Origin of the sequence: Pseudomonas sp. NFPP24 (assembly GCF_900112095.1) — a bacterium.
Taxonomy (GTDB): Bacteria; Pseudomonadota; Gammaproteobacteria; order Pseudomonadales; family Pseudomonadaceae; genus Aquipseudomonas; species Aquipseudomonas extremorientalis.
The window spans coordinates 263273-282524 of the sequence record NZ_FOKD01000006.1 but is presented as its reverse complement, the minus strand read 5'-3'; the positions used below and the strand labels follow the sequence as shown (position 1 = coordinate 282524).

The 19252-nt window shown below is 58.9% G+C and carries 13 protein-coding genes; 5 read left to right on the top strand and 8 right to left on the bottom strand.

Annotated features, from left to right (window positions below; all coding sequences use genetic code 11):
• Positions 1-62: 62 nt before the first annotated feature.
• The 6 genes from BM026_RS15260 to BM026_RS15235 form a co-directional block, all read right to left on the bottom strand.
• A complete protein-coding gene (locus tag BM026_RS15260; RefSeq protein WP_093119891.1) occupies positions 63-1658 on the bottom strand; it encodes an ABC transporter substrate-binding protein in 1596 nt (531 codons plus the stop codon).
• A gap of 80 nt (positions 1659-1738) precedes the next feature.
• Complete coding sequence (locus BM026_RS15255; RefSeq protein ID WP_092240692.1) at positions 1739-3136, bottom strand: OprD family outer membrane porin; 1398 nt, start codon at positions 3134-3136, stop codon at positions 1739-1741.
• A 171-nt stretch (positions 3137-3307) separates the two neighbouring features.
• Entirely contained in the window at positions 3308-4912 is a 1605-nt protein-coding gene (locus BM026_RS15250; protein WP_092240694.1) for an ABC transporter substrate-binding protein, read from the bottom strand.
• Positions 4913-5216: 304 nt separating this feature from the next.
• Positions 5217-6845, bottom strand: a complete 1629-nt coding sequence (locus BM026_RS15245; protein ID WP_093512508.1) for an ABC transporter substrate-binding protein — start codon at positions 6843-6845, stop codon at positions 5217-5219.
• Between the two features lie 258 nt (positions 6846-7103).
• Positions 7104-8705 carry an ABC transporter substrate-binding protein gene (locus BM026_RS15240; RefSeq protein WP_071491112.1) on the bottom strand — a complete coding sequence of 534 codons (1602 nt, stop codon included), beginning with the start codon at positions 8703-8705 and terminating at the stop codon, positions 7104-7106.
• A gap of 90 nt (positions 8706-8795) precedes the next feature.
• The gene (locus BM026_RS15235; protein ID WP_071491113.1) at positions 8796-9509 is read right to left on the bottom strand and encodes an SIMPL domain-containing protein; all 714 of its coding nucleotides are present in this window, start codon (positions 9507-9509) and stop codon (positions 8796-8798) included.
• 205 nt (positions 9510-9714) lie between these two features.
• On the opposite strand from BM026_RS15235, the gene BM026_RS15230 reads away from it, so the two are divergent.
• Together BM026_RS15230 and BM026_RS15225 are read left to right on the top strand one after the other, a co-directional pair.
• Positions 9715-10977, top strand: coding sequence for an ATP-binding protein (locus BM026_RS15230; RefSeq protein ID WP_058423028.1), 1263 nt, complete (start codon positions 9715-9717; stop codon positions 10975-10977).
• On the top strand, positions 10970-11530 hold the full coding sequence (locus BM026_RS15225; protein ID WP_003171731.1) for a response regulator transcription factor: 561 nt from the start codon (positions 10970-10972) through the stop codon (positions 11528-11530). Before BM026_RS15230 ends, BM026_RS15225 begins: the two co-directional genes overlap by 8 nt.
• A gap of 59 nt (positions 11531-11589) precedes the next feature.
• Here the strand turns inward: BM026_RS15225 and BM026_RS15220 are convergent, their stop codons facing one another.
• Positions 11590-14385: a dermonecrotic toxin domain-containing protein gene (locus BM026_RS15220; RefSeq protein ID WP_139217559.1), complete on the bottom strand. Its 2796-nt coding sequence runs from the start codon at positions 14383-14385 to the stop codon at positions 11590-11592.
• Positions 14386-14449: 64 nt separating this feature from the next.
• Here BM026_RS15220 and BM026_RS15210 point away from each other — a divergent pair, with 64 nt between their 5' ends.
• Entirely contained in the window at positions 14450-16174 is a 1725-nt protein-coding gene (locus BM026_RS15210) for an ABC transporter ATP-binding protein/permease (protein ID WP_093512501.1), read from the top strand.
• Between the two features lie 479 nt (positions 16175-16653).
• On the opposite strand, the gene BM026_RS15205 is transcribed toward BM026_RS15210, so the two are convergent.
• Positions 16654-17091: a Z-ring associated ZapG family protein gene (locus tag BM026_RS15205; RefSeq protein ID WP_003171734.1), complete on the bottom strand. Its 438-nt coding sequence runs from the start codon at positions 17089-17091 to the stop codon at positions 16654-16656.
• A 147-nt stretch (positions 17092-17238) separates the two neighbouring features.
• Here BM026_RS15205 and BM026_RS15200 point away from each other — a divergent pair, with 147 nt between their 5' ends.
• Both BM026_RS15200 and BM026_RS15195 read left to right on the top strand, forming a co-directional pair.
• Positions 17239-17868: an alpha/beta hydrolase gene (locus tag BM026_RS15200; protein WP_093119873.1), complete on the top strand. Its 630-nt coding sequence runs from the start codon at positions 17239-17241 to the stop codon at positions 17866-17868.
• Between the two features lie 24 nt (positions 17869-17892).
• The gene (locus BM026_RS15195; protein WP_092240706.1) at positions 17893-19248 is read left to right on the top strand and encodes a tryptophan--tRNA ligase; all 1356 of its coding nucleotides are present in this window, start codon (positions 17893-17895) and stop codon (positions 19246-19248) included.
• Positions 19249-19252 lie beyond the last annotated feature (4 nt).

Below are 19252 nucleotides of genomic sequence, written 5' to 3'. Positions count from 1 at the left end.
CAATCAGCCGGTTAGGCAGGTCCGGCGCCGTCAATGTCGACGGCGCCGAGCGTTTTTCTTATTTACTTCACCTGGGTGGTGGCGAAGTTATTGTTCGTCAGAGGGCTTTGGGTATAACCCTCGACGTTCTTGCGCATAGCGGTGAACATTTTCGGGTAAGCCATGGGGATCCATGGTTGGTCCTTGTCGAAAACGTCCATGGCTTGTTCATAGAGTGCAGCGCGTTGTGCGGGTTCAGCCACAGCGCGCGCCTTGTCGATCAAGTCTTGAAACTCTTTGTTACACCAGCGCGCGTAGTTTTCGCCGTTTTTCGCTGCATCGCAACTCAGGTTCGGCGTGAGGAAGTTATCCGGGTCGCCGTTATCCCCCGCCCATCCGGCGGATACCATGTCGTGTTCACCGTTTTTAGCACGCTTGAGCATTTCGCCCCATTCCATGACTTTGATATTCACCTTCAGGCCAATCTGCGCCAGATCCGCCTGCATGCGCTGGGCGCCGAGCATCGGGTTAGGGTTGGTCGGGCCGCCGCCGTTACGGGTGAACAGGGTGAACTCGGTGCCTTCCGGCACACCCGCTTCCTTGAGCAGGGCACGGGCCTTGTCGAGGTCGCGCGGTGGGTTTTTCAGCTTGTCGTTGAAGCCCAGCAGCGTGGGGGGAAACGGGCCGGTGGCATCGACAGCGTTGCCTTTGCCGTACAGCGATTCGTTGTAGCCTTTTTTGTCGAACGCGATGTTGATCGCGTGACGCACCCGCGCGTCGCTCATGTACTTGTGTGTGGTGTTCAGTGCGGTGTAGGCGGTGGTCATCGCCGCCAGTTCATCGACCTTCAGGTTCGGGTCTTTCTTGATGCTTGGCAGGTCATCGGGCTTGGGATATAGCGCGACCTGGCATTCGTTGGCCTTGAGCTTCTGCAGGCGCACGTTGTTGTCGACCGCAATGGCCAGGATCAACGGATCGGCCGGCGGCTTGCCACGGAAGTACTCCGGGTTGGCCTTGAAGCGCACCTGGGCATCTTTCTGGTAGCGGATGAAGATGAACGGGCCGGTACCGATCGGCTTGCTATTGAGCTCATCGGTCTTACCGGCGGCGAGCAGTTTGTCGGCGTATTCAGCGGAGTGGATGGCGGTAAACGGCATCGCGACATCGGCCAGGAACGGTGCTTCAGGGCGCGTCAGGGTGAAGACCACCGTGTGGTCATCAGTCTTCTCGACACTTTTGAGCAGTTCCTTGAAGCCCATGCTTTCGAAATAGGGGAAACCCGTGGTGGATTTGTTATGCCAAGGGTGTTTCGGGTCCAACTGGCGCTGGAAGCTCCAGAGCACGTCATCGGCATTCAAGTTACGCGTGGGTTTGAAATAGTCGGTGGTGTGGAACTTGACGTCATCGCGCAGGTGGAACGTATAGGTCAGGCCGTCGTCACTGATTTCCCAGCTCTTGGCGAGCGCGGGAACAATTTCAGTGGTGCCTGGCTTGAAGTCCACCAAACGGTTGAACATGGTTTCAGCAGCGGCGTCAGCCGTCACGGCCGTGGTGTACAGGACCGGGTCGAAACCTTCCGGGCTGGCTTCGGTGCAGACCACCAGTGGTTTGGCCGAAACGCCGATGGCCACGCTCAACAGCGCGGCAGCCATGGCGGCTTGTAGTGGGAGCAATTTCATTCGGAGCCCTCTGCAATCGATGGGACCAGACAAACGTAGACGGCGGGCTCGTCCTGAGCCCGCCGCTTACTTGGCGCTGATTAAAGAATGTTGAACGGGATGGTGGTGACCAGGCGGAACTCTTTGATGTTGCCGTCAGCTTGTTGGGCGCTGGCGCGGTGAGTCACGTAGGTGCCACGGATCGTAGTGGCCTTGAGCGGGCCGCTCTGAATTGCGTAGGAAGTACCAACGCCGTATTCCTGGTGTTTCTCGCCGTCCATCAGGCGCAGGTCGCTACGCGATGCGCCGGCTTCGCCGTAGGCGGTGCCGTTGTAGTGAGTACCGTCGATGCCCCAACCGCGCGCCGAGTAGACGTTGAACTTCAGGCCTGGCACGCCGTATTCGGCCATGTTGATGGCGTAGGCGATCTGGAAAGACTTCTCGTTCGGGCTGTTGAAGTCCGAAGTCAGGGAGTTTGCCAGGTAGATGCCGTTGGTTTCGTGCAGGTAGTCGAAGTACTCGTCACCGTTCACTTCCTGGTACGAGAAGGTCAGGCTGTGGGCCTGGTGGGTCAAGCCCAGGGACAACGAGTAGGTGTCGTTGTCGATGTTGCCCATCTTCTTGCTGCCGGTGTCGGTGGTCTTGTAGTAGTTCAGGCCGGTGGTCAGTGCCAGGGTCTGAGCATCACCCAGTTCGTGGGTTGCGCCGAAGTAGTACTGGTTCCAGAAGTCTTCGACGTTGGCGGCGAACACGCTGGTTTTCAGGCTCTTGAACGGCTGGTAGTTGAAGCCCAGGGTCTTGACCTTGTCGGTTTCCTGGCCATTGCCGTATTCGGAACGGAATTTCGACAGGCTCTGCTCGGTACGCGGCGAAACGCGATCGAAGATACCGCCCTGGAACGACAGGTTGCTGAACTCTTCGCTGTTGAAGCTCACACCTTCAAAGCTCGAAGGCAGCGCACGGTTGCCGATGGTGTCGACGATACCGGTGCTGAAGTTCTGGCGACCGGCGGTCAAGGTGGTGTTGGAAACACGGAACTTGACGTTGGCCAGGCCCAGTTTGCTCCACTGGCCTACAGCGTCGCCGCCGGAGTCCGCCAGGGTACGGTTGGAGCCGCCGGCGATATCTTTGCGGTCGCGGTCGAGGGCGATGAAGTTGTAGGCAGCGACTTCAGTGCTGACCCCGACAGTGCCTTGGGTGAAGCCCGAGGTGTAGTTGAGGATGGTGCCCTGGGCCCAGTTGATACGGCGCGAGATCGGCGTTTTCACGCCGTCTTTGCGATAGCTGAAGCGGTCGTTGCGAAACTTCATTTCGTTCGCATACCAGTTGCGAGTGGTACCGCCCAGGCTTTGACCGTCGATGAAGCCCTTGGCCTCGCTTTGCGCGCTGGTGCCGGCCAGTGTGGTCGGCACGAAGTCCTGGCTGGCGGGTTCCGCGTAGGCGGTGGCCGTGATGCTGCTGATGGCCAGGGCCAGAAGCGCTTTGCTGCTCAGTTTCATGGGTTGAAGCTCCTTTGGTTCTCTTTTTAATGCCGGTCTTTTTTGGTGATCCGGCTATTGGGTGTGTAACTCGTTCAAGCCATTGCAAACGTTTGGCGTAGGAAAAATCCCAACAAAAGGCCGCGCGTTTGCAGCAAGGCGGGGGCCGCCCTGCGCAATCCGGTTATTTTCTTATGGGGTGATACTGACGCCCGAGAACACGTTGCGGCCGAATGGGCTGACCTTGAACCCTTCGACTTTGGCGCTTAACGGCTGGTTGACCGTCGAGTGGGCGACGGGCGTGATCGGCACCTGCTGCTTGAGCAGTTGCTGCGCCTGTTTGTACAGAACAGTCCGTTGTTCGCGGTCGGTCACGACCTTGGCTTGCTTGATCAGCTTGTCGTACGCCGGGTCACACCACATGGAGTAGTTGTTCCCGCCGATGGCGTCACAGCTGTAGAGGGTGCCCAGCCAGTTGTCCGGGTCACCGTTATCGCCGGTCCAGCCGATCAGGCTCACATCGTGCTCACCGTTCTTGGTGCGCTTGATGTACTCGCCCCACTCGTAGCTGACGATCTTGACCTTGAGGCCGATCCTGGCCCAGTCGCTTTGCAGCATCTCGGCCATCAGCTTGGCGTTGGGGTTGTACGGCCGTTGCACCGGCATGGCCCACAGGGTGATTTCGGTGCCTTCCTTCACGCCGGCAGCCTTGAGCAGTTCCTTGGCTTTTTCCGGGTTGTAGGCGGCGTCCTTGATAGTCTCGTCGTAGGACCACTGCGTCGGCGGCATGGCGTTTACGGCCAATTGCCCGGCGCCCTGGTACACGGCGTTCAGGATGCTCTGCTTGTTCACCGCCATGTCCAGCGCCTGGCGCACTTCAAGCTGGTCGAACGGCTTGTGGCGCACGTTGTAGGCGATATAGCCGAGGTTGAACCCCGGCTTGGTCAGCAGTTTCAGGTTCGGGTCGGCCTTGAGGGCGTCGACGTCAGCCGGGCGCGGATGCAGGGTCACCTGGCATTCGCCGGCCTTGAGCTTTTGCACGCGCACCGAGGCGTCGGTGTTGATGGCGAAAATCAGCTGGTCGAGCTTGACCTTGCTCGGGTCCCAGTACTGTTTGTTGGCCACATAGCGGATCTGCGAATCTTTCTGGTAACGCTGGAACACGAAGGGGCCAGTGCCGATGGGCTTCTGGTTGATGTCGCTGGGCTTGCCGGCCTTGAGCAGTTGCTCGGCGTATTCGGCCGACAGGATCGCGGCGAAGCTCATGGCAATGTTCTGGATAAACGCGGCATCGACCGTGTTCAGGGTGATCACCACGGTGTGCGGGTCGGTTTTCGCGACCTTGGCAATGTTCTTGTTCAGGCTCATCCCGTTGAAGTACGGAAACTCGGTGGGGTAGGCCTTGCGAAACGGATGGTCGGGGTCAAGCATGCGGTTGAAGGTGAACAGCACGTCGTCGGCGTTGAAGTCCCGGGTCGGCTTGAATTCCTTGTTGCTGTGGAATTTCACCCCTTCACGCAGGTGAAAGGTATAAGTCAGGCCGTCCGGCGAAATATCCCACTTGGTTGCCAGCGCGGGTACGACACCGGTCTCGCCTTTTTCAAACTCAACCAGGCGGTTATACAGCGGCTCGGCCGCATCGTTATCGGTGGCGGTGGTGTACTGCGCGGTGTCAAAGCCGGCCGGGCTGCCTTCCGAGCAGAACACTAGGCTCCGCTTGTCAGCGGCGTGGCCCATTGTGGCCGCAGCCAGCAGGCTGGTACCAAAAATTGCGGATAGAACGGTGGTATGGCGCATGACGATCCCGATCCTTGTTTGTAGTTGTCATCAGCGAGCAATCACCCCGGCATTCAGCCAGGGAGACATCACTGATCCCACACGCAGCAAGTGCCTTTCCGAGTTTGGAGCCTCTGCTGTCCTACGACGTTATGGGTCGCGGACTTCGCAGTAAATGCGCCAAATCGGATTGACCCTGTAGGCAACGGCGCCGTGCATCGCAGTTCGTTGCTGTAGGAGGCAACGATTGCGAGCGTGGTCTGTTTCCTACGGGCCAGGCGGATGCAATAACGGCGACGTTATGAAACGTCGCCGTCATGGCTTCTTACTTGCCGCTTACGCTCACGCCATAGAAGGAGTTCAAGCCAAACGGGCTGATCTTGAAGTCCTGTACGGTGTTGCGCATGGGTTGATACACCGTCGAGTGCGCGATAGGTGTCATCGGGACTGCATCTTTGAGGATATGTTGCGCCTGCTTGTACAGCTCGGTGCGTTTGGCGACATCCGATGTGGCCTTGGCTTCTTTGACGATGCCGTCGAATTTCTTGTCGCACCATTTGGAGAAGTTGTTACCGGCCAGCGAGTCGCAGCCGAACAGCACGTTCAGCCAGTTGTCCGGGTCACCATTGTCACCGCTCCAGCCAATGATCATGGCCTGGTTCTCGCCACCTTTGGAGCGCTTGATGTACTCGCCCCACTCGTAGCTGGTGATCTTCACGTTGAGACCGATCTTCTTCCAGTCGTTTTGCAGCATTTCTGCCATCAGCTTGGCGTTCGGGTTGTACGGACGCTGAACCGGCATGGCCCACAGAACGATTTCAGTACCTTCCTTGACGCCGGCTTCCTTGAGCAGCGACTTGGCTTTCTCAGGGTCGTACTTGGCGTCCTTGATGGTGGTGTCATACGACCATTGGGTCGGCGGCATGGCGTTGACAGCCAGTTGGCCGGCGCCCTGGTACACGGAGTCGATAATCTGCTGTTTGTTCACCGACATGTCCAGCGCCTGGCGTACGCGCAGGTCAGCCAATGGGTTTGGCTGGTCGCTGCCCTTGACCTTGTCCATGACGTTGTAAGCGATATAGCCCAGGTTGAAACCGGCTTGTTGCGGCAGTTTCAGGGCCTTGTCATCGCCCAGCGCCTTGAGGTCGGCCGGACGTGGGAACAGGGTGATCTGGCATTCGTTTTTCTTGAGCTTCTGGATGCGCACCGACGGGTCGGTGGTGATGGCGAAGATCAGGTTGTCGATCTTCACGTCTTCAGGTTTCCAGTAGTCCTTGTTGCCGGTGTAGCGGATGTTCGAGTCTTTCTGGTAGCTCTTGAACACGAACGGGCCAGTGCCGACCGGCTTCTGGTTGATGTCCGCAGCCTTGCCTTCTTTCAACAGTTGGGCGGCGTATTCAGCCGACTGGATCGAGGCAAAGCTCATCGCCAGGTTCTGGATGAAGGCGGCGTCCACGGTGCCAAGGGTGAACTTGACAGTATGGTCATCGACTTTCTCGATGTTCTGGATGTTGGTGTCCATCCCCATGTCCGTGAAGTACGGGAATTCGGTGGGGTAGGCCTTACGGAATGGATCGTCCTTGTTGATCATGCGGTTGAACGTGAACAGCACGTCATCGGCATTGAAGGTACGGGTCGGTTTGAAGTACGGGGTGGTATGGAACTTGACGCCATCACGCAGGTGGAAGGTGTAGGTCAAGCCATCCGGGGACACGTCCCAGTTGGTAGCCAGCCCAGGAATCACAGCGGTGCCGCCGCGTTCGAACTGGGTCAGGCGGTTGAACATGGTTTCGGCCGAGGCATCGAAGTCTGTTCCGGTGGTGTACTGGCCTGGGTCGAAACCGGCCGGGCTCCCTTCGGAGCAGAACACCAGGTTAGTCGCCGCTTGGGCGAAAGGAGCTGCGGCCATAAGGCCAGCGCTAACAATTAACGGAATGACTGCGTGTTTAAGCATGTTGGCCTCATGATTTGTTGTCATTTTTGGTGGTGAGGGCGACCTCGTGAGTCGGCCTGCGGATACTTATGCAGGCGCCATACCCATTGCAAGATGCTGAACCGTTGCGAGGCTGAAACAGTGGTACGAACGTACAGGAATGTCGCAATTATGAAAGTTTCGACATATTTGCGTATATTTCGAGGGTTTTTTCGGTGCATTCGTCGCACCAAAAAGACCCAGCCGAGGCGTCTGGCGCACTCGGTTGGGGCGCTTCTGTTACTTATCTAGACTCACGCCGTAGAACGGTGTCAGGCCAAAGGGGCTGATCTTGAAGTCCCGCACTTCCTTGCGCAGGGGCTGGAAAACCGTCGAGTTTGCAATAGGCGTTATAGGTACCTGTTCCTTAAGGATTTTTTGTGCCTGTTGATACCACTTGATGCGCTGTTCGCGGTCGTTGCTGACCTTGGCCTGCTGCACCAATTTGTCGTAGGCCGGGTTACACCATTTGGCGTAGTTGCTGCCCTTCACCGCAGCACAACTGTAGAGCACGCCGAGCCAGTTATCCGGGTCGCCATTGTCGCCCGTCCAACCATAAATCATGGCGTCATGCTCGCCATTTTTGGCGCGCTTGATGTATTCGCCCCATTCATAGCTGACGATATTGGCCTTGATGCCGATCTTCTCCCAATCCTGCTGGATCATTTGTGCCGACATGCGCGCGTTCGGGTTTGAAGCGCGCTGCACGGTCATTGCCCACAGGTTGATGGTAGTTCCTGGTGCAACCCCTGCTTCTTTTAGTAGCGCCTTGGCCTTGACCGGGTCATGGGGGGCGTCCTTGAGGGTGGGGTCATAAGACCACTGCGCCGGAGGCAGGGCGTTCTGCGCCAATTGTCCGGCACTCTGGTACACCGCCTTGATAATCGCCGGCTTGTCGATGGCCATGTCCAGGGCCTGGCGCACCTTGAGCTGATCCAGCGGCGGGTGGGTCACGTTGTAGGCCAGGAAGCCCAGGTTGAAACCGGCCTGCTGCAGCACGCGCAAGTTCGGGTCCTGCTTCATCACGTCGATATCGGCGGGGCGCGGGTAGCCGCTGACCTGGCATTCGCCGGCCTTGAGCTTCTGCAGGCGCGACGCAGCATCCGGGGTGATGGCGAACACCAGGTTGTCGAGCTTCACATCCTCGGGTTTCCAGTACTGTTTATTGGCTACGTAGCGGATCTGCGAATCCTTCTGGTAGCGCTTGAACACAAACGGTCCGGTGCCCACCGGTTTCTGATTGATCTCTTCGGCCTTGCCCTGCTTGAGCAGTTGCGCGGCGTACTCGGCGGATTGCACCGAGGCGAAGCTCATGGCCAGGTTTTGCACAAACGACGCATCGACGTTGTTCAGGTTGAAGCGCACGGTATGGTCGTCAAGTTTCTCGACGCTCTTGATCGTGGTGTTCAAGCCCATGTCGGTGAAGTACGGCGACTCGGAGGGGTAGGCCTTACGGAACGGACTGTCGGCATCCAGCAGGCGATTGAAGGTGAACAGCACATCATCCGCGTTGAAATCGCGGGTAGGGGTGAAGAAATCGGTGGTGTGGAACTTGACGCCATCGCGCAGATGGAAGGTGTAGGTCAGGCCGTCTTTGGAGATGTCCCAGCTTGTCGCCAAGCCAGGTTCGACTTCGGTGCCGCCACGCTTGAACTGCGTGAGGCGGTTGAACACGGTCTCGGCCGAAGCATCGAAATCGGTGCCGCTGGTGTACTGGCTGGGGTCGAAGCCGGCGGGGCTGGCTTCGGAGCAATAGACCAGGGTACTGGCCGCGTGGGCCACTGGCATGAAGGCCAGCAGTCCGGCGGCGAGGAGGAGCGGTTTTAAGGCAATTCTTTCCATGGAGACCCCTGAAGTGGCAGGTGTATATAAGCTGCCCAAACGAAAACGGCGCCACCGAGGGTAACGCCGTTCAGGTCTATCAGGTAGGGGTCACGGCATCTGCACTTCAATCACGCCATCGGCGCTCATGTTGACTTGGCTGGTGCCGGCTTCCACTTCAGGTGTGGGGGCTGAATCAGCCATCGCGGCTTTCATCATCATCCCGCCACGGGCGTAAGGCATCGGGTAGCCATTGGTGTTGAAGTTCAGGTTGACGATCTTGTAGCCCTTGCCGCCCAGCGCATCGGTGGCCAGTTGAGCGCGAGCCTTGAATGCGGCGACTGCATCTTTGAGCAGCGCATCTTCGCTGGACTTGCGCGTGGTGTCGGCGATGGAGAACTCCATGTTTTCCATTTTCAGGGTGCTCTGCAGTTCACCAGTGAGCTTGGACAGCGCCGGGAAGTCCGCACTTTCCAGGCGCAGCTCGGCGCGCTCGCGCCAGCCGGTGATCTTCTGGTTCTTGTTGTCGTAGATCGGGTAGCTGTTGCGGCTGCCCTGGCGCAGGGTTACGCCTTTGACTTCGCGGGCCTGGCCCAGGGCCTTGTTCATGGTGGTGGTGATTTCGGCGGCGAGTTTGGCCGGGTCGCTGTTCTGGGACTCGGTGTACAGCGTGACGATCATCTTGTCGCGGGCCACCTCCTGGCTGACTTCGGCGCGCAGGGAAATCTGGTTGTAGTTCAGTCCTTCGGCGGCCACGGCCGGAAGGCTGGCCAGGGTGGCCACGCCTAGGGTGATAACAGCTGCACTGCGAGTGAAACGAGACATGAAAGCTCCTTGAGGTGATCGTGTTCGGTATGACTGTAGACGGTGGCACCGGGTTCTTCGGGTTTACACATTACCTACATGTTGTAGCGATGCCGACGAACGGGCATTTGCCCGGCCTGCGGCAAAGAGCCACACGCGCCGTGCCGGTGGGTCTGCTTCGTTTATACTCCTGCCGATCCGCCTGCAGCGCTCACCGGGAGAGCTCATGCTCGCCGCCGTAAAACTGACTTCCGCCACCCGCCAGAACCTCTGGCGCCTGACGTTCATCCGCACGCTGGTGCTGGCCGCACAGGCCGGCTCCGTCGGGCTCGCCTATTGGTTCGACCTGCTGCCTCTGCCGTGGCTGCAACTGGGCGTGACCCTGGGTTTCTCCATCGTACTGTGCGTGTTCACCGCCATCCGGTTGCGCACCACCTGGCCGGTGACCGAGTTGGAGTACGCCCTGCAATTGGCTTGCGACCTGTTTATCCACAGTGTGTTGCTGTATTTCTCCGGCGGTTCCACCAATCCATTCGTGTCTTATTACCTGGTGCCCTTGACCATTGCCGCCGTGACCTTGCCGTGGCGGTATTCGGTAGTGCTGTCGGGCATCGCCCTGACCCTCTACACCCTGTTACTGGCGCGCTTCTACCCGCTGCAAACCTTTCCCATCGCCCGGGAAAACCTGCAGATCTACGGGATGTGGCTGAGTTTTGCGCTGTCCGCCGCCGTCATCACCTTCTTCGCCGCACGCATGGCCGAAGAACTGCGCCGCCAGGAAGAGCTGCGCGCCATTCGCCGTGAAGAAGGCCTGCGCGATCAGCAACTGCTGGCTGTCGCCACCCAGGCCGCCGGCGCTGCCCATGAATTGGGTACACCGTTGGCCACCATGAGCGTGCTGCTCAACGAAATGACCCAGGACCACCACGATCCTGCGTTGCAGGAAGACCTCGGCGTGCTGCGCGAACAGGTCAAGCAATGCAAGCAGACCTTGCAGCAACTGGTACGCGCCGCCGAGGCCAATCGCCGCCTGGCGGTGGAGATGCAGGACGTGACCCAGTGGCTCGATGAAGCCCTGAACCGTTGGCACCTGATGCGCCCCGAAGCCAGTTACCGTTTTCATCTATTAGGGCAGGGCACGGTGCCGCGCATGGCGCCACCACCGGATCTGACCCAGGCGCTGCTCAACCTGTTGAACAACGCCGCCGACGCCTGCCCTGAAGGCCTGGGTGTGCAGCTGGACTGGGATGCCGAAGACGTGACCATCAGCATTCGCGACCACGGCGCAGGTGTGCCGCTGGCCATTGCCGAGCAGATCGGCAAGCCCTTCTTTACCACCAAGGGCAAAGGCTTCGGCCTTGGCCTGTTTTTGAGCAAGGCCAGCGTGACCCGCGCGGGCGGCTCAGTGAAGCTCTATAGTCATGAGGAAGGTGGCACGCTCACCGAGCTGCGCCTGCCCCGTGTCGCACGAGGAGATATCGATGAGTGACGAGATCCAAGTCGAAGGCGAAGAACTGCCGCACCTGTTGCTGGTAGATGACGACGCCACCTTTACCCGCGTGATGGCGCGCGCCATGAGCCGCCGCGGTTTCCGCGTCAGCACCGCTGGCTCCGCCGAAGAGGGCCTGACCATCGCCCAGGCCGACCTGCCGGACTACGCCGCGCTCGACCTGAAGATGGACGGCGATTCCGGCCTGGTGCTGCTGCCCAAGCTGCTGGAACTCGACCCGGAAATGCGCGTGGTGATCCTCACCGGTTACTCCAGCATTGCCACCGCCGTCGAGGCGATCAAGCGCGGTGCCTGCAACTACCTGTGCAAGCCGGCGGACGCCGACGATGTGCTGGCCGCCTTGCTCTCCGAACACGCCGACCTCGACACCCTGGTGCCGGAAAACCCGATGTCGGTGGACCGCCTGCAATGGGAGCACATCCAGCGCGTGCTGACCGAGCACGAAGGCAATATCTCCGCCACCGCTCGCGCCCTGGGCATGCACCGCCGTACCTTGCAGCGCAAGTTGCAGAAGCGTCCGGTACGGCGTTGAGCAATGCTGGATCAAAAAAGCCCGGACGTTCCGGGCTTTTTCTTCGCCAGAGTGGTTACTCAGTAGGGAAAGGCAACACGGCCGTCGAACAGGTTATAGCGCTGATCCGGCAACTTGGCCGGGGCTTTGAAGGATACATACAAAATACCGTCTTTTACCTTGGCAGCGCTCACTTGGAGTGAGGCTTGCGGTTCGATCGCAACGTGGTCGGGGAGGATGCTGCTGGAGAGGTTCTTTTTGGCAATCGACTCATCGAAGATATAAATTACCGGTTGGCGGTTTTTTACGGGCAGCGTGTCTTTTGCCCAGGTTGCCCAGCCCTTGGCGTTGAAGGCCTGGGTTGACGCCGATTGGATGCCGCTGTCCCTGAATACTCTCCCAACACCGTTTTTGAGTTTGTCAGCGCCCTCTGATGTAACAAAGGCGTAGCGATAGGCCTTGCCGCTGTATTCGGCTTGTTCATCCAGGTCGGACAGGAATTCGCTCACATTCGGTGGGTACTTGTTTGGATCGACCTCCGTGCGAAGGATTTCATTGATTTCGCCCGAACCGGCTTCGGTGTACTCATTCAGGCTCTCGTAATCTTCAGCCCTGGACGTCTGCGTCAAGCGGGTCAACTCGTCCAGCACCCGCTCGCGCTCTGCGCTACTCAGTGCATTTTCGTCTTTGTCTATCCGGCTGATGTCTTGCGCAAGTTGAGCTTTGGCAGAGGAGTTACTGGCATTCCATGGGAAATTTATACCTGCGCCTTTGTCCAGTTGTACCCAAATGCCCTCCTTGTCGAGATGCACAGTCATGATCGATTGCCTGGAGGTGGGGTCAATAATTTCGGCGTACTGATCGGTTAGTTTAAAATTGCTTTTGAGTTCATATACCCGTTCTATCTCCGAATGATCGGTGTGTCGAATGAACCACCGGTCCAGGCCGTCGGCGTCACGGAGGTGATAGATGTTGTTGGCGTTCTTCGTTGCGTGCTCTATAAGCCTTTCGCCGTCTTCGACGGCATGGGCACTGATGTTGTTAGATTCAGAGGGGCGCAGGCGATTGGCGGCTTCGGTGGGTGCCGGCGTTGTCACGTCTTCGGTTGGAGGGCTGTTGGGTGCTTCGATAGCCTCGTCTGCCACCGCCGATTCAATCGACGCCGTCCCTCTGTCGAGCTTGGATGCGCTGCCGGCGATACCGGGCACTGCATTGAGCACGCCAAACACGATCCGGTCGGTCCCGCGGGATTTGCCGTGGGCCAGATCATCGATACCGACGCCCACCTCTGTAATGCCGGCCCCTGTGTAGATCGCATCCAGCGCCAGGCCTACCTCCGGCATGACAAACGCCAACGGGGTCAGCAGCAACGCTGTGGCAGTAGCGGCCTCTGCCAGTTTCAGTGCGGCGTCCTTGATTACATCACCATCGGTAGTGATGTCGTGATCGGCGTCGGCATAGGCGCGCTCTTTTTGACGCTGGGTCATGGCCTTGAATGGGTCGCCGTTCAGGGGCTCCAGAGTAATATAGCGCTGAGGGTCCCAATCACTGAGTGAGGTAAAGCCCAGCGCATTGGGTTTCTGTGCTTCGGTCCAGCCCCCCAGTCCCACGAGGGACTGCTTCACGCCGTCAGAAAAAAACTTGTCGTCCTGGTCGTTCTTGGTGAAGTGGTTAAGCAACGCCGTCCGCTTGATCGGGTCAGCCGCCTGGTCGGCCAGCCAGGTTTTCATGGCTTCGGGGTTATCAAACCTGTGCAGGGGTGATGAGTTGCCCGGAATATGCAGCAGGGTGGTTTTAATCGGTTTGCCGTGGCTGTCCAGGCGGGTCTTTTTGTCGATGATGTACAGCAGGTCGGTAGATACGTCGCCATTGATCGACAGTAGACCAACGTCGACGTCGGGGTCCTTGGCATACGGGGCTTCCAGGTTCTTGACACTGGTTTCAGACCAAGGCTTTCCAGGTTGAAGGCCCGATGCACGTAGGACCAGGCGGGTTTCTTCATTGCTCAGGCTGCCGTCCTTTTGTTGTGCAAGGGCAGCTTGAACGAGGGCTATCTTGGTGAGTAGCTCGTAGGGTTTTTCATGGGTTGCCCAGAACGTGTCCAAGTAGGATTTGTAAGGCGTAATCAGCTCGGTTTCCCATACCAGATCCCGAAATTGTTGTGGCGTAAGCGAGACCTTTGACGACAGATTCGGTACTGAGTCCTTTGAGGTGCCTGTGCCTCGAACGACGTACTCGTATGTCGGGCTCATGAAATCGTGGGCCATCTGAATGACTGACACGAGAGGAAAGGAATGAAAAATATTCAACAGTCTTGAGGCTGTCGGGTGCGTCCGCGCCAGTCCGGTAGGCGATTCATCGTCATTGTTTTTCCTGCGTACGTTGGTCAGTGCGGCCTCGGTCAGGCTAATTTGGTTGAGTATCTTGCCATCCGACGGTGCCGGTTTGGTCGTGTCGTAGTTGGTCGTTACGATATAGGTATGGTCGGGGTTCAGCTGCAGCTTGAATTTTTTGCGCAACGCTTGCGCAATTATTTGTGAGGTTTCCTGTGCCGGCGTCAGGATGGTTTGGCTGGCATTTTTTATAAGGCGTTCAACGCTTTGGCTACTGTGGGACGCGTCGACCGTTTCATAGACTTCCGTGATCCGTCCAGGCGAGGCGGGCAGTTGTCTGGAGTCATCTATGGTTTGCTCCTGGACGGTAGGTATGGTCTGTGGGGGCAGGCGTACAAATTGTATCGGCGCGGGAAGGGTCATATAGGATTTTTCTCTCTGAGCGTGTTCCAAAGTGCCGAGAGTAAGTGGGACGGTTTCGAGTACTGGTTGCCAGCCGATGTAAGTCAAATAAATACTGAACGCTGACTGAATGAGCGACATCGAATTGCCCGCTGCGCTAAAGCCTACCTTATGATCCACTCACACTACTGCGCCGAGCGAAACAATGAATCAAAACGCTGAGTATTCCGCGGTCAACGACGCGGTGCGTGGGCAATTTCTACGGCGGGTGTGGGGGTTGATTACGCCCTACTGGCGCAGTGAAGAGAAGGGCATCGCCTGGCTGCTGCTGTTGGTGGTGCTGGGGCTTTCGCTGTTCAGCGTCGCTGTATCGGTGTGGTTCAACAGTTGGAACCGCGATTTCTACAACGCGCTGGAGCACAAGGACTACGACGCTTTTACCCACCTGCTGATGTACTTCAGCGTGATTGCGGTGGTGGCGATTGTAACCGGCGTGTTCACGTCCTATCTGCAACAGATGCTCACCATCCGCTGGCGCCGCTGGCTGACGGAACGCTACTTTGCCCAATGGCTGGGCCACAAGAACTACTACCACCTGGAATACGGCGGTTACACCGATAACCCCGACCAGCGTATTTCCGAAGACCTCAATGCATTTACCGCCAGCACCCTGACCCTGGGGCTGGGCTTTATCAGCAACCTGGTGAGCCTGGTGTCGTTCTCGGTGATCCTGTGGGGGGTGTCCGGCAGCATCGAAGTGTGGGGCATCACGATTCCCGGCTATATGTTCTGGGCCGCGCTGGTGTATGCGGTGATCGGCAGTTGGCTGACGCATGTGATTGGTCGAAAACTGATCGGCTTGAGCAACCGTCAACAACGCTTTGAGGCGGACCTGCGCTTCAGCCTGGTGCGGGTGCGGGAGAACGCGGAAAGCATCGCGCTGTTCAACGGTGAGCCTAACGAACACCATCAATTGAGCGCGCGTTTCGGACGGGTATGGAGCAACTTCTGGAGCATCATGCAGCTCAAGAAGCGTCTGAGTTTCTTCACCAGCGGTTACTCGCAGATCGCCATCATCTTTCCTTTTGTGGTGGCGGCGCCGCGTTACTTCGCCGGCAAGATCGAACTGGGCGTGCTGATGCAGGTGGCTCAGGCGTTCGGCAGCGTGCAGGGCAGCCTCAGTTGGTTTGTCGACGCCTATACATTGCTGGCCAGTTGGCGCGCCACCTGTGATCGTCTGCTGAGTTTCGGCCAGGCCATGCAAGACAACGAAACGCGCACCATGGGTATTGGCCTGCAGCATCAGGGCGCAGGTTTGCAGGTCAAGGACCTGAGTCTGGACCTGGCCGACGGCCGTCACCTGCTGCAAGGCGCCGACCTGACCGTTGCCGAGGGCGAGCGCCTGATGCTCAGCGGTCGTTCCGGCAGCGGCAAGTCGACGTTGCTGCGGGCCATGGGCAACCTGTGGCCCAACGGTCACGGCAATATCCGCCTGCCGGCCGAGCGCTATCTGTTCCTGCCGCAGAAACCCTACTTGCCGATTGGCACGTTGAAGGCGGTGTTGAGTTATCCACAGGACGACAGCGTCTACCCGGCAGAACGTTATGCACAGGCCCTGGAAACCTGTCGCCTGCCCCATCTGATCGGCCGACTGGAGGAAGCCAACCACTGGCAACGCATGCTCTCGCCGGGCGAACAGCAACGCCTGGCCTTTGCCCGCGCGTTGCTGTTCGCGCCGCAATGGCTGTACATGGACGAAGCGACGTCGGCCATGGACGAAGAGGATGAGGCGACCTTGTATCAGGCGTTGATCGATGAGTTGCCGGGGCTGAGCATCGTCAGCGTCGGCCATCGCAGCAGCCTCAAGCGCTTCCATGGACGGCATGTGCGGATCGAGGGAGGGCAGTTGCAGGAACAAGTCCCAGTATGATGTGAGGCCGGGTCAGAAAAGGAACCGTTTTGGGGAGGACACTCACTCAAGGGGTGGGGGGATCCCCTATTTTTCCTACTGATCCAGAGGTTTTTTATGAATTCGGTGAATGCTTTTTCAACCACCCAGCCTTCCTATTACGCGGCTACCGCCCAGAGTGCCACACCTTCAGCCGCTCCCCAGCCTGAGCCTACCCGTGCAATGGCCACCGAAGAGAAAAACAGCGGGTGCATGAGCGGTTGTACCGGGCCGGTTGCGGCCAGTGTCGTGAATTCACTGGCTCGACTGGCAACGTCGGTGATTCATCTGATGAACAAGCAGGACGGCTGCAATCACAGGTCCAGCCACGAGGCGTTGACCAGGCTGTGATTTAAGCCCCGTTTTCAGCGGCCGGCAACGATTCCAGTCGAGCAGGTAGGCCCCAAAAAAAGCCCGGCTGATCATTGATCAGCCGGGCTTTTTTTGTACTTGAAGACGACTTACTTCTTCAAACCGTAATGCTCATCCAGCATGCCAGGGGCGTTCGGCGTTTTTGGCGCATAGTCCCGTGGCGGCTCCTGGTTTTCCCGCGGTGGGGTCAGGCGTTCCCGTGGGGTCTGCGGCGCATCGGAATGCAACGCGGCCAGCAGGCGCTGGCGGGTGATGTCGTCGAGGGCGAGGCGGTTGGCGCCATCGGCGAGATGATCCTGTACTTCCTGGTAGCTCTGGGTGAGCTTCTTGACCAGGGTCGCGGTGCTGTTGAAGTGGGTAACAACCTCGTTCTGATAACTGTCAAAACGTTCCTGGATATCATCCAGCTGACGCTGCGTGCGGTTAGGCGCGGCATTCGGCAGCAAGCGAGCAACCAGGAAACCAATGGCGACACCGGCAACCAGGGCAAGAGTCGGCAACAACCAAACTAAGAGCGAGTGTTCCACGAGTCCTTCCTCTATAAACGGCTTTGCTTTACGTTAACGGCTCAAACCTGCGCTGTATACCGCGATTAAGCTCGCAATGATGCCAAGCACAGACTTTTAGCTAGACGAGTCGACCCTTTGAGAGGTCACGGAGTTCATTCCTTGCTCATGCGTGAAACCCCCGTTTTGATCGATGGCCCGGTAGGCCAATTGGAAGCCCTGTACCTGGATCACCCCGAGCCACGTGGCCTGGCGCTGATCTGTCACCCTAACCCGGTGCAGGGCGGGACCATGCTCAATAAAGTTGTATCGACCTTGCAACGCACCGCCCGCGATGCCGGTTTGATCACCTTGCGTTTCAATTACCGTGGCGTCGGCGCGAGTGCCGGCACCCACGACATGAGCACCGGTGAAGTGGACGATGCTGAAGCGGCTGCTACCTGGTTGCGGGAAAAACACCCCGACCTGCCGATCACCTTGCTCGGGTTTTCCTTCGGAGGCTACGTGGCCGCCAGCCTGGGTGGCCGCCTGGAGGCCAAGGGCGAAAAACTCTCGCACCTGTTCATGGTCGCCGCCGCGGTGATGCGCCTGCGTGACAGCGACCTGCTGCCCCAGGCCTGCCCACTGACCCTTATCCAGCCGGAAACCGACGAAGTGGTCGACCCGCAGACCGTCTACGACTGGTCCGCCGCCTTGAATCGCCCCCATGAGCTGCTGAAAGTGGCAGAATGCGGACACTTTTTTCACGGCAAGCTCACCGATCTGAAGGATCTGGTGCTGCCGCGCCTCTCGAATTGATAGCAGTCTGATAAGCGATTACCCATGACGACTCGTACCCGTATCCTCACCGGCATCACCACCACCGGCACGCCGCACCTGGGCAACTACGCCGGTGCGATCCGCCCGGCGATCCTCGCCAGCCAGGACGCCAATGCCGACTCCTTCTACTTCCTGGCCGACTACCACGCCCTGATCAAATGCGATGACCCGCAGCGCATCCAGCGCTCGCGCATGGAAATCGCCGCGACCTGGCTGGCCGGTGGCCTGGATGTGAACCGGGTGACGTTCTATCGCCAGTCGGACATCCCGGAAATCCCCGAGCTGACCTGGCTGCTGACCTGCGTGGCCGCCAAGGGCCTGCTCAACCGCGCCCACGCGTACAAGGCCTCAGTGGACAAGAACGTGGAAGCCGGCGAAGACCCGGATGCGGGCATCAGCATGGGCCTGTACAGCTACCCGGTGCTGATGGCGGCGGACATCCTGATGTTCAACGCGCACAAGGTGCCGGTCGGTCGCGACCAGATCCAGCACGTGGAAATGGCCCGTGATATCGGCCAGCGCTTCAACCACCTGTTCGGCAACGGTAAAGAATTCTTCACCATGCCTGAGGCGTTGATCGAAGAAAGCGTCGCCACCTTGCCGGGCCTGGACGGCCGCAAGATGTCGAAAAGCTACGACAACACCATCCCATTGTTCACCAGCGCCAAGGACATGAAGGACGCCATCTCGCGGATCGTCACCGACTCCCGCGCCCCGGGCGAAGCCAAGGACCCGGACAATTCGCACCTGTTCACCCTGTACCAGGCGTTTGCGACCAAGGCGCAGGAAGAAGAATTCCGTGCCGAACTGCTGCAAGGGCTGGGTTGGGGCGAGGCGAAGAACCGCCTGTTCCACCTGCTGGACGGCCAGTTGGGTGAAGCCCGCGAGCGTTACCATCAACTGATGTCGCGCCCTTCTGACATGGAAGACCTGCTGCTGATCGGCGCCAAGAAGGCCCGTGCCGTGGCGGCGCCGTTCCTGGCTGAACTGCGTGAAGCGGTGGGCCTGCGTTCGTTTGTCAACCAGGCTGCGGCACCAGTCGCCGCCAAGAAGAAAGCTGCGAAAGCCGCGCGCTTCGTGAGCTTCCGTGAAGACGACGGCAGTTTCCGCTTCCGCCTGCTGGCCGCCGACGGCGAGCAACTGCTGTTGTCGCGCAACTTTGCCGATGGCAAGGCGGCGGGCGCAGTGACCAAGCAACTGCAAAGCGGCGACGCGCTGGACCTGCGTACCGAGGCCCTGGGCTTCAGCGTGTGGTTGGACGGCGTGACGGTGGCGGACAGTGCTGAGTTCGCCGACGAAGCGTCCCGCGATGCGGCCATCGCCGCTCTGCGCGTCGCGTTGACCCCCCTCGAGGATTAACCCG

Bases quoted from the DNA above. Each gene is read 5' to 3' on its own strand.
- BM026_RS15230 (WP_058423028.1), top strand. From the start codon at position 9,715: ATGCTCGCCGCCGTAAAACTGACTTCCGCCACCCGCCAGAACCTCTGG.
- BM026_RS15255 (WP_092240692.1), bottom strand. From the start codon at position 3,136: ATGAAACTGAGCAGCAAAGCGCTTCTGGCCCTGGCCATCAGCAGCATC.
- BM026_RS15225 (WP_003171731.1), top strand. From the start codon at position 10,970: ATGAGTGACGAGATCCAAGTCGAAGGCGAAGAACTGCCGCACCTGTTG.
- BM026_RS15210 (WP_093512501.1), top strand. From the start codon at position 14,450: ATGAATCAAAACGCTGAGTATTCCGCGGTCAACGACGCGGTGCGTGGG.
- BM026_RS15195 (WP_092240706.1), top strand. From the start codon at position 17,893: ATGACGACTCGTACCCGTATCCTCACCGGCATCACCACCACCGGCACG.
- BM026_RS15220 (WP_139217559.1), bottom strand. From the start codon at position 14,385: ATGTCGCTCATTCAGTCAGCGTTCAGTATTTATTTGACTTACATCGGC.
- BM026_RS15235 (WP_071491113.1), bottom strand. From the start codon at position 9,509: ATGTCTCGTTTCACTCGCAGTGCAGCTGTTATCACCCTAGGCGTGGCC.
- BM026_RS15240 (WP_071491112.1), bottom strand. From the start codon at position 8,705: ATGGAAAGAATTGCCTTAAAACCGCTCCTCCTCGCCGCCGGACTGCTG.
- BM026_RS15245 (WP_093512508.1), bottom strand. From the start codon at position 6,845: ATGCTTAAACACGCAGTCATTCCGTTAATTGTTAGCGCTGGCCTTATG.
- BM026_RS15200 (WP_093119873.1), top strand. From the start codon at position 17,239: ATGCGTGAAACCCCCGTTTTGATCGATGGCCCGGTAGGCCAATTGGAA.
- BM026_RS15260 (WP_093119891.1), bottom strand. From the start codon at position 1,658: ATGAAATTGCTCCCACTACAAGCCGCCATGGCTGCCGCGCTGTTGAGC.
- BM026_RS15250 (WP_092240694.1), bottom strand. From the start codon at position 4,912: ATGCGCCATACCACCGTTCTATCCGCAATTTTTGGTACCAGCCTGCTG.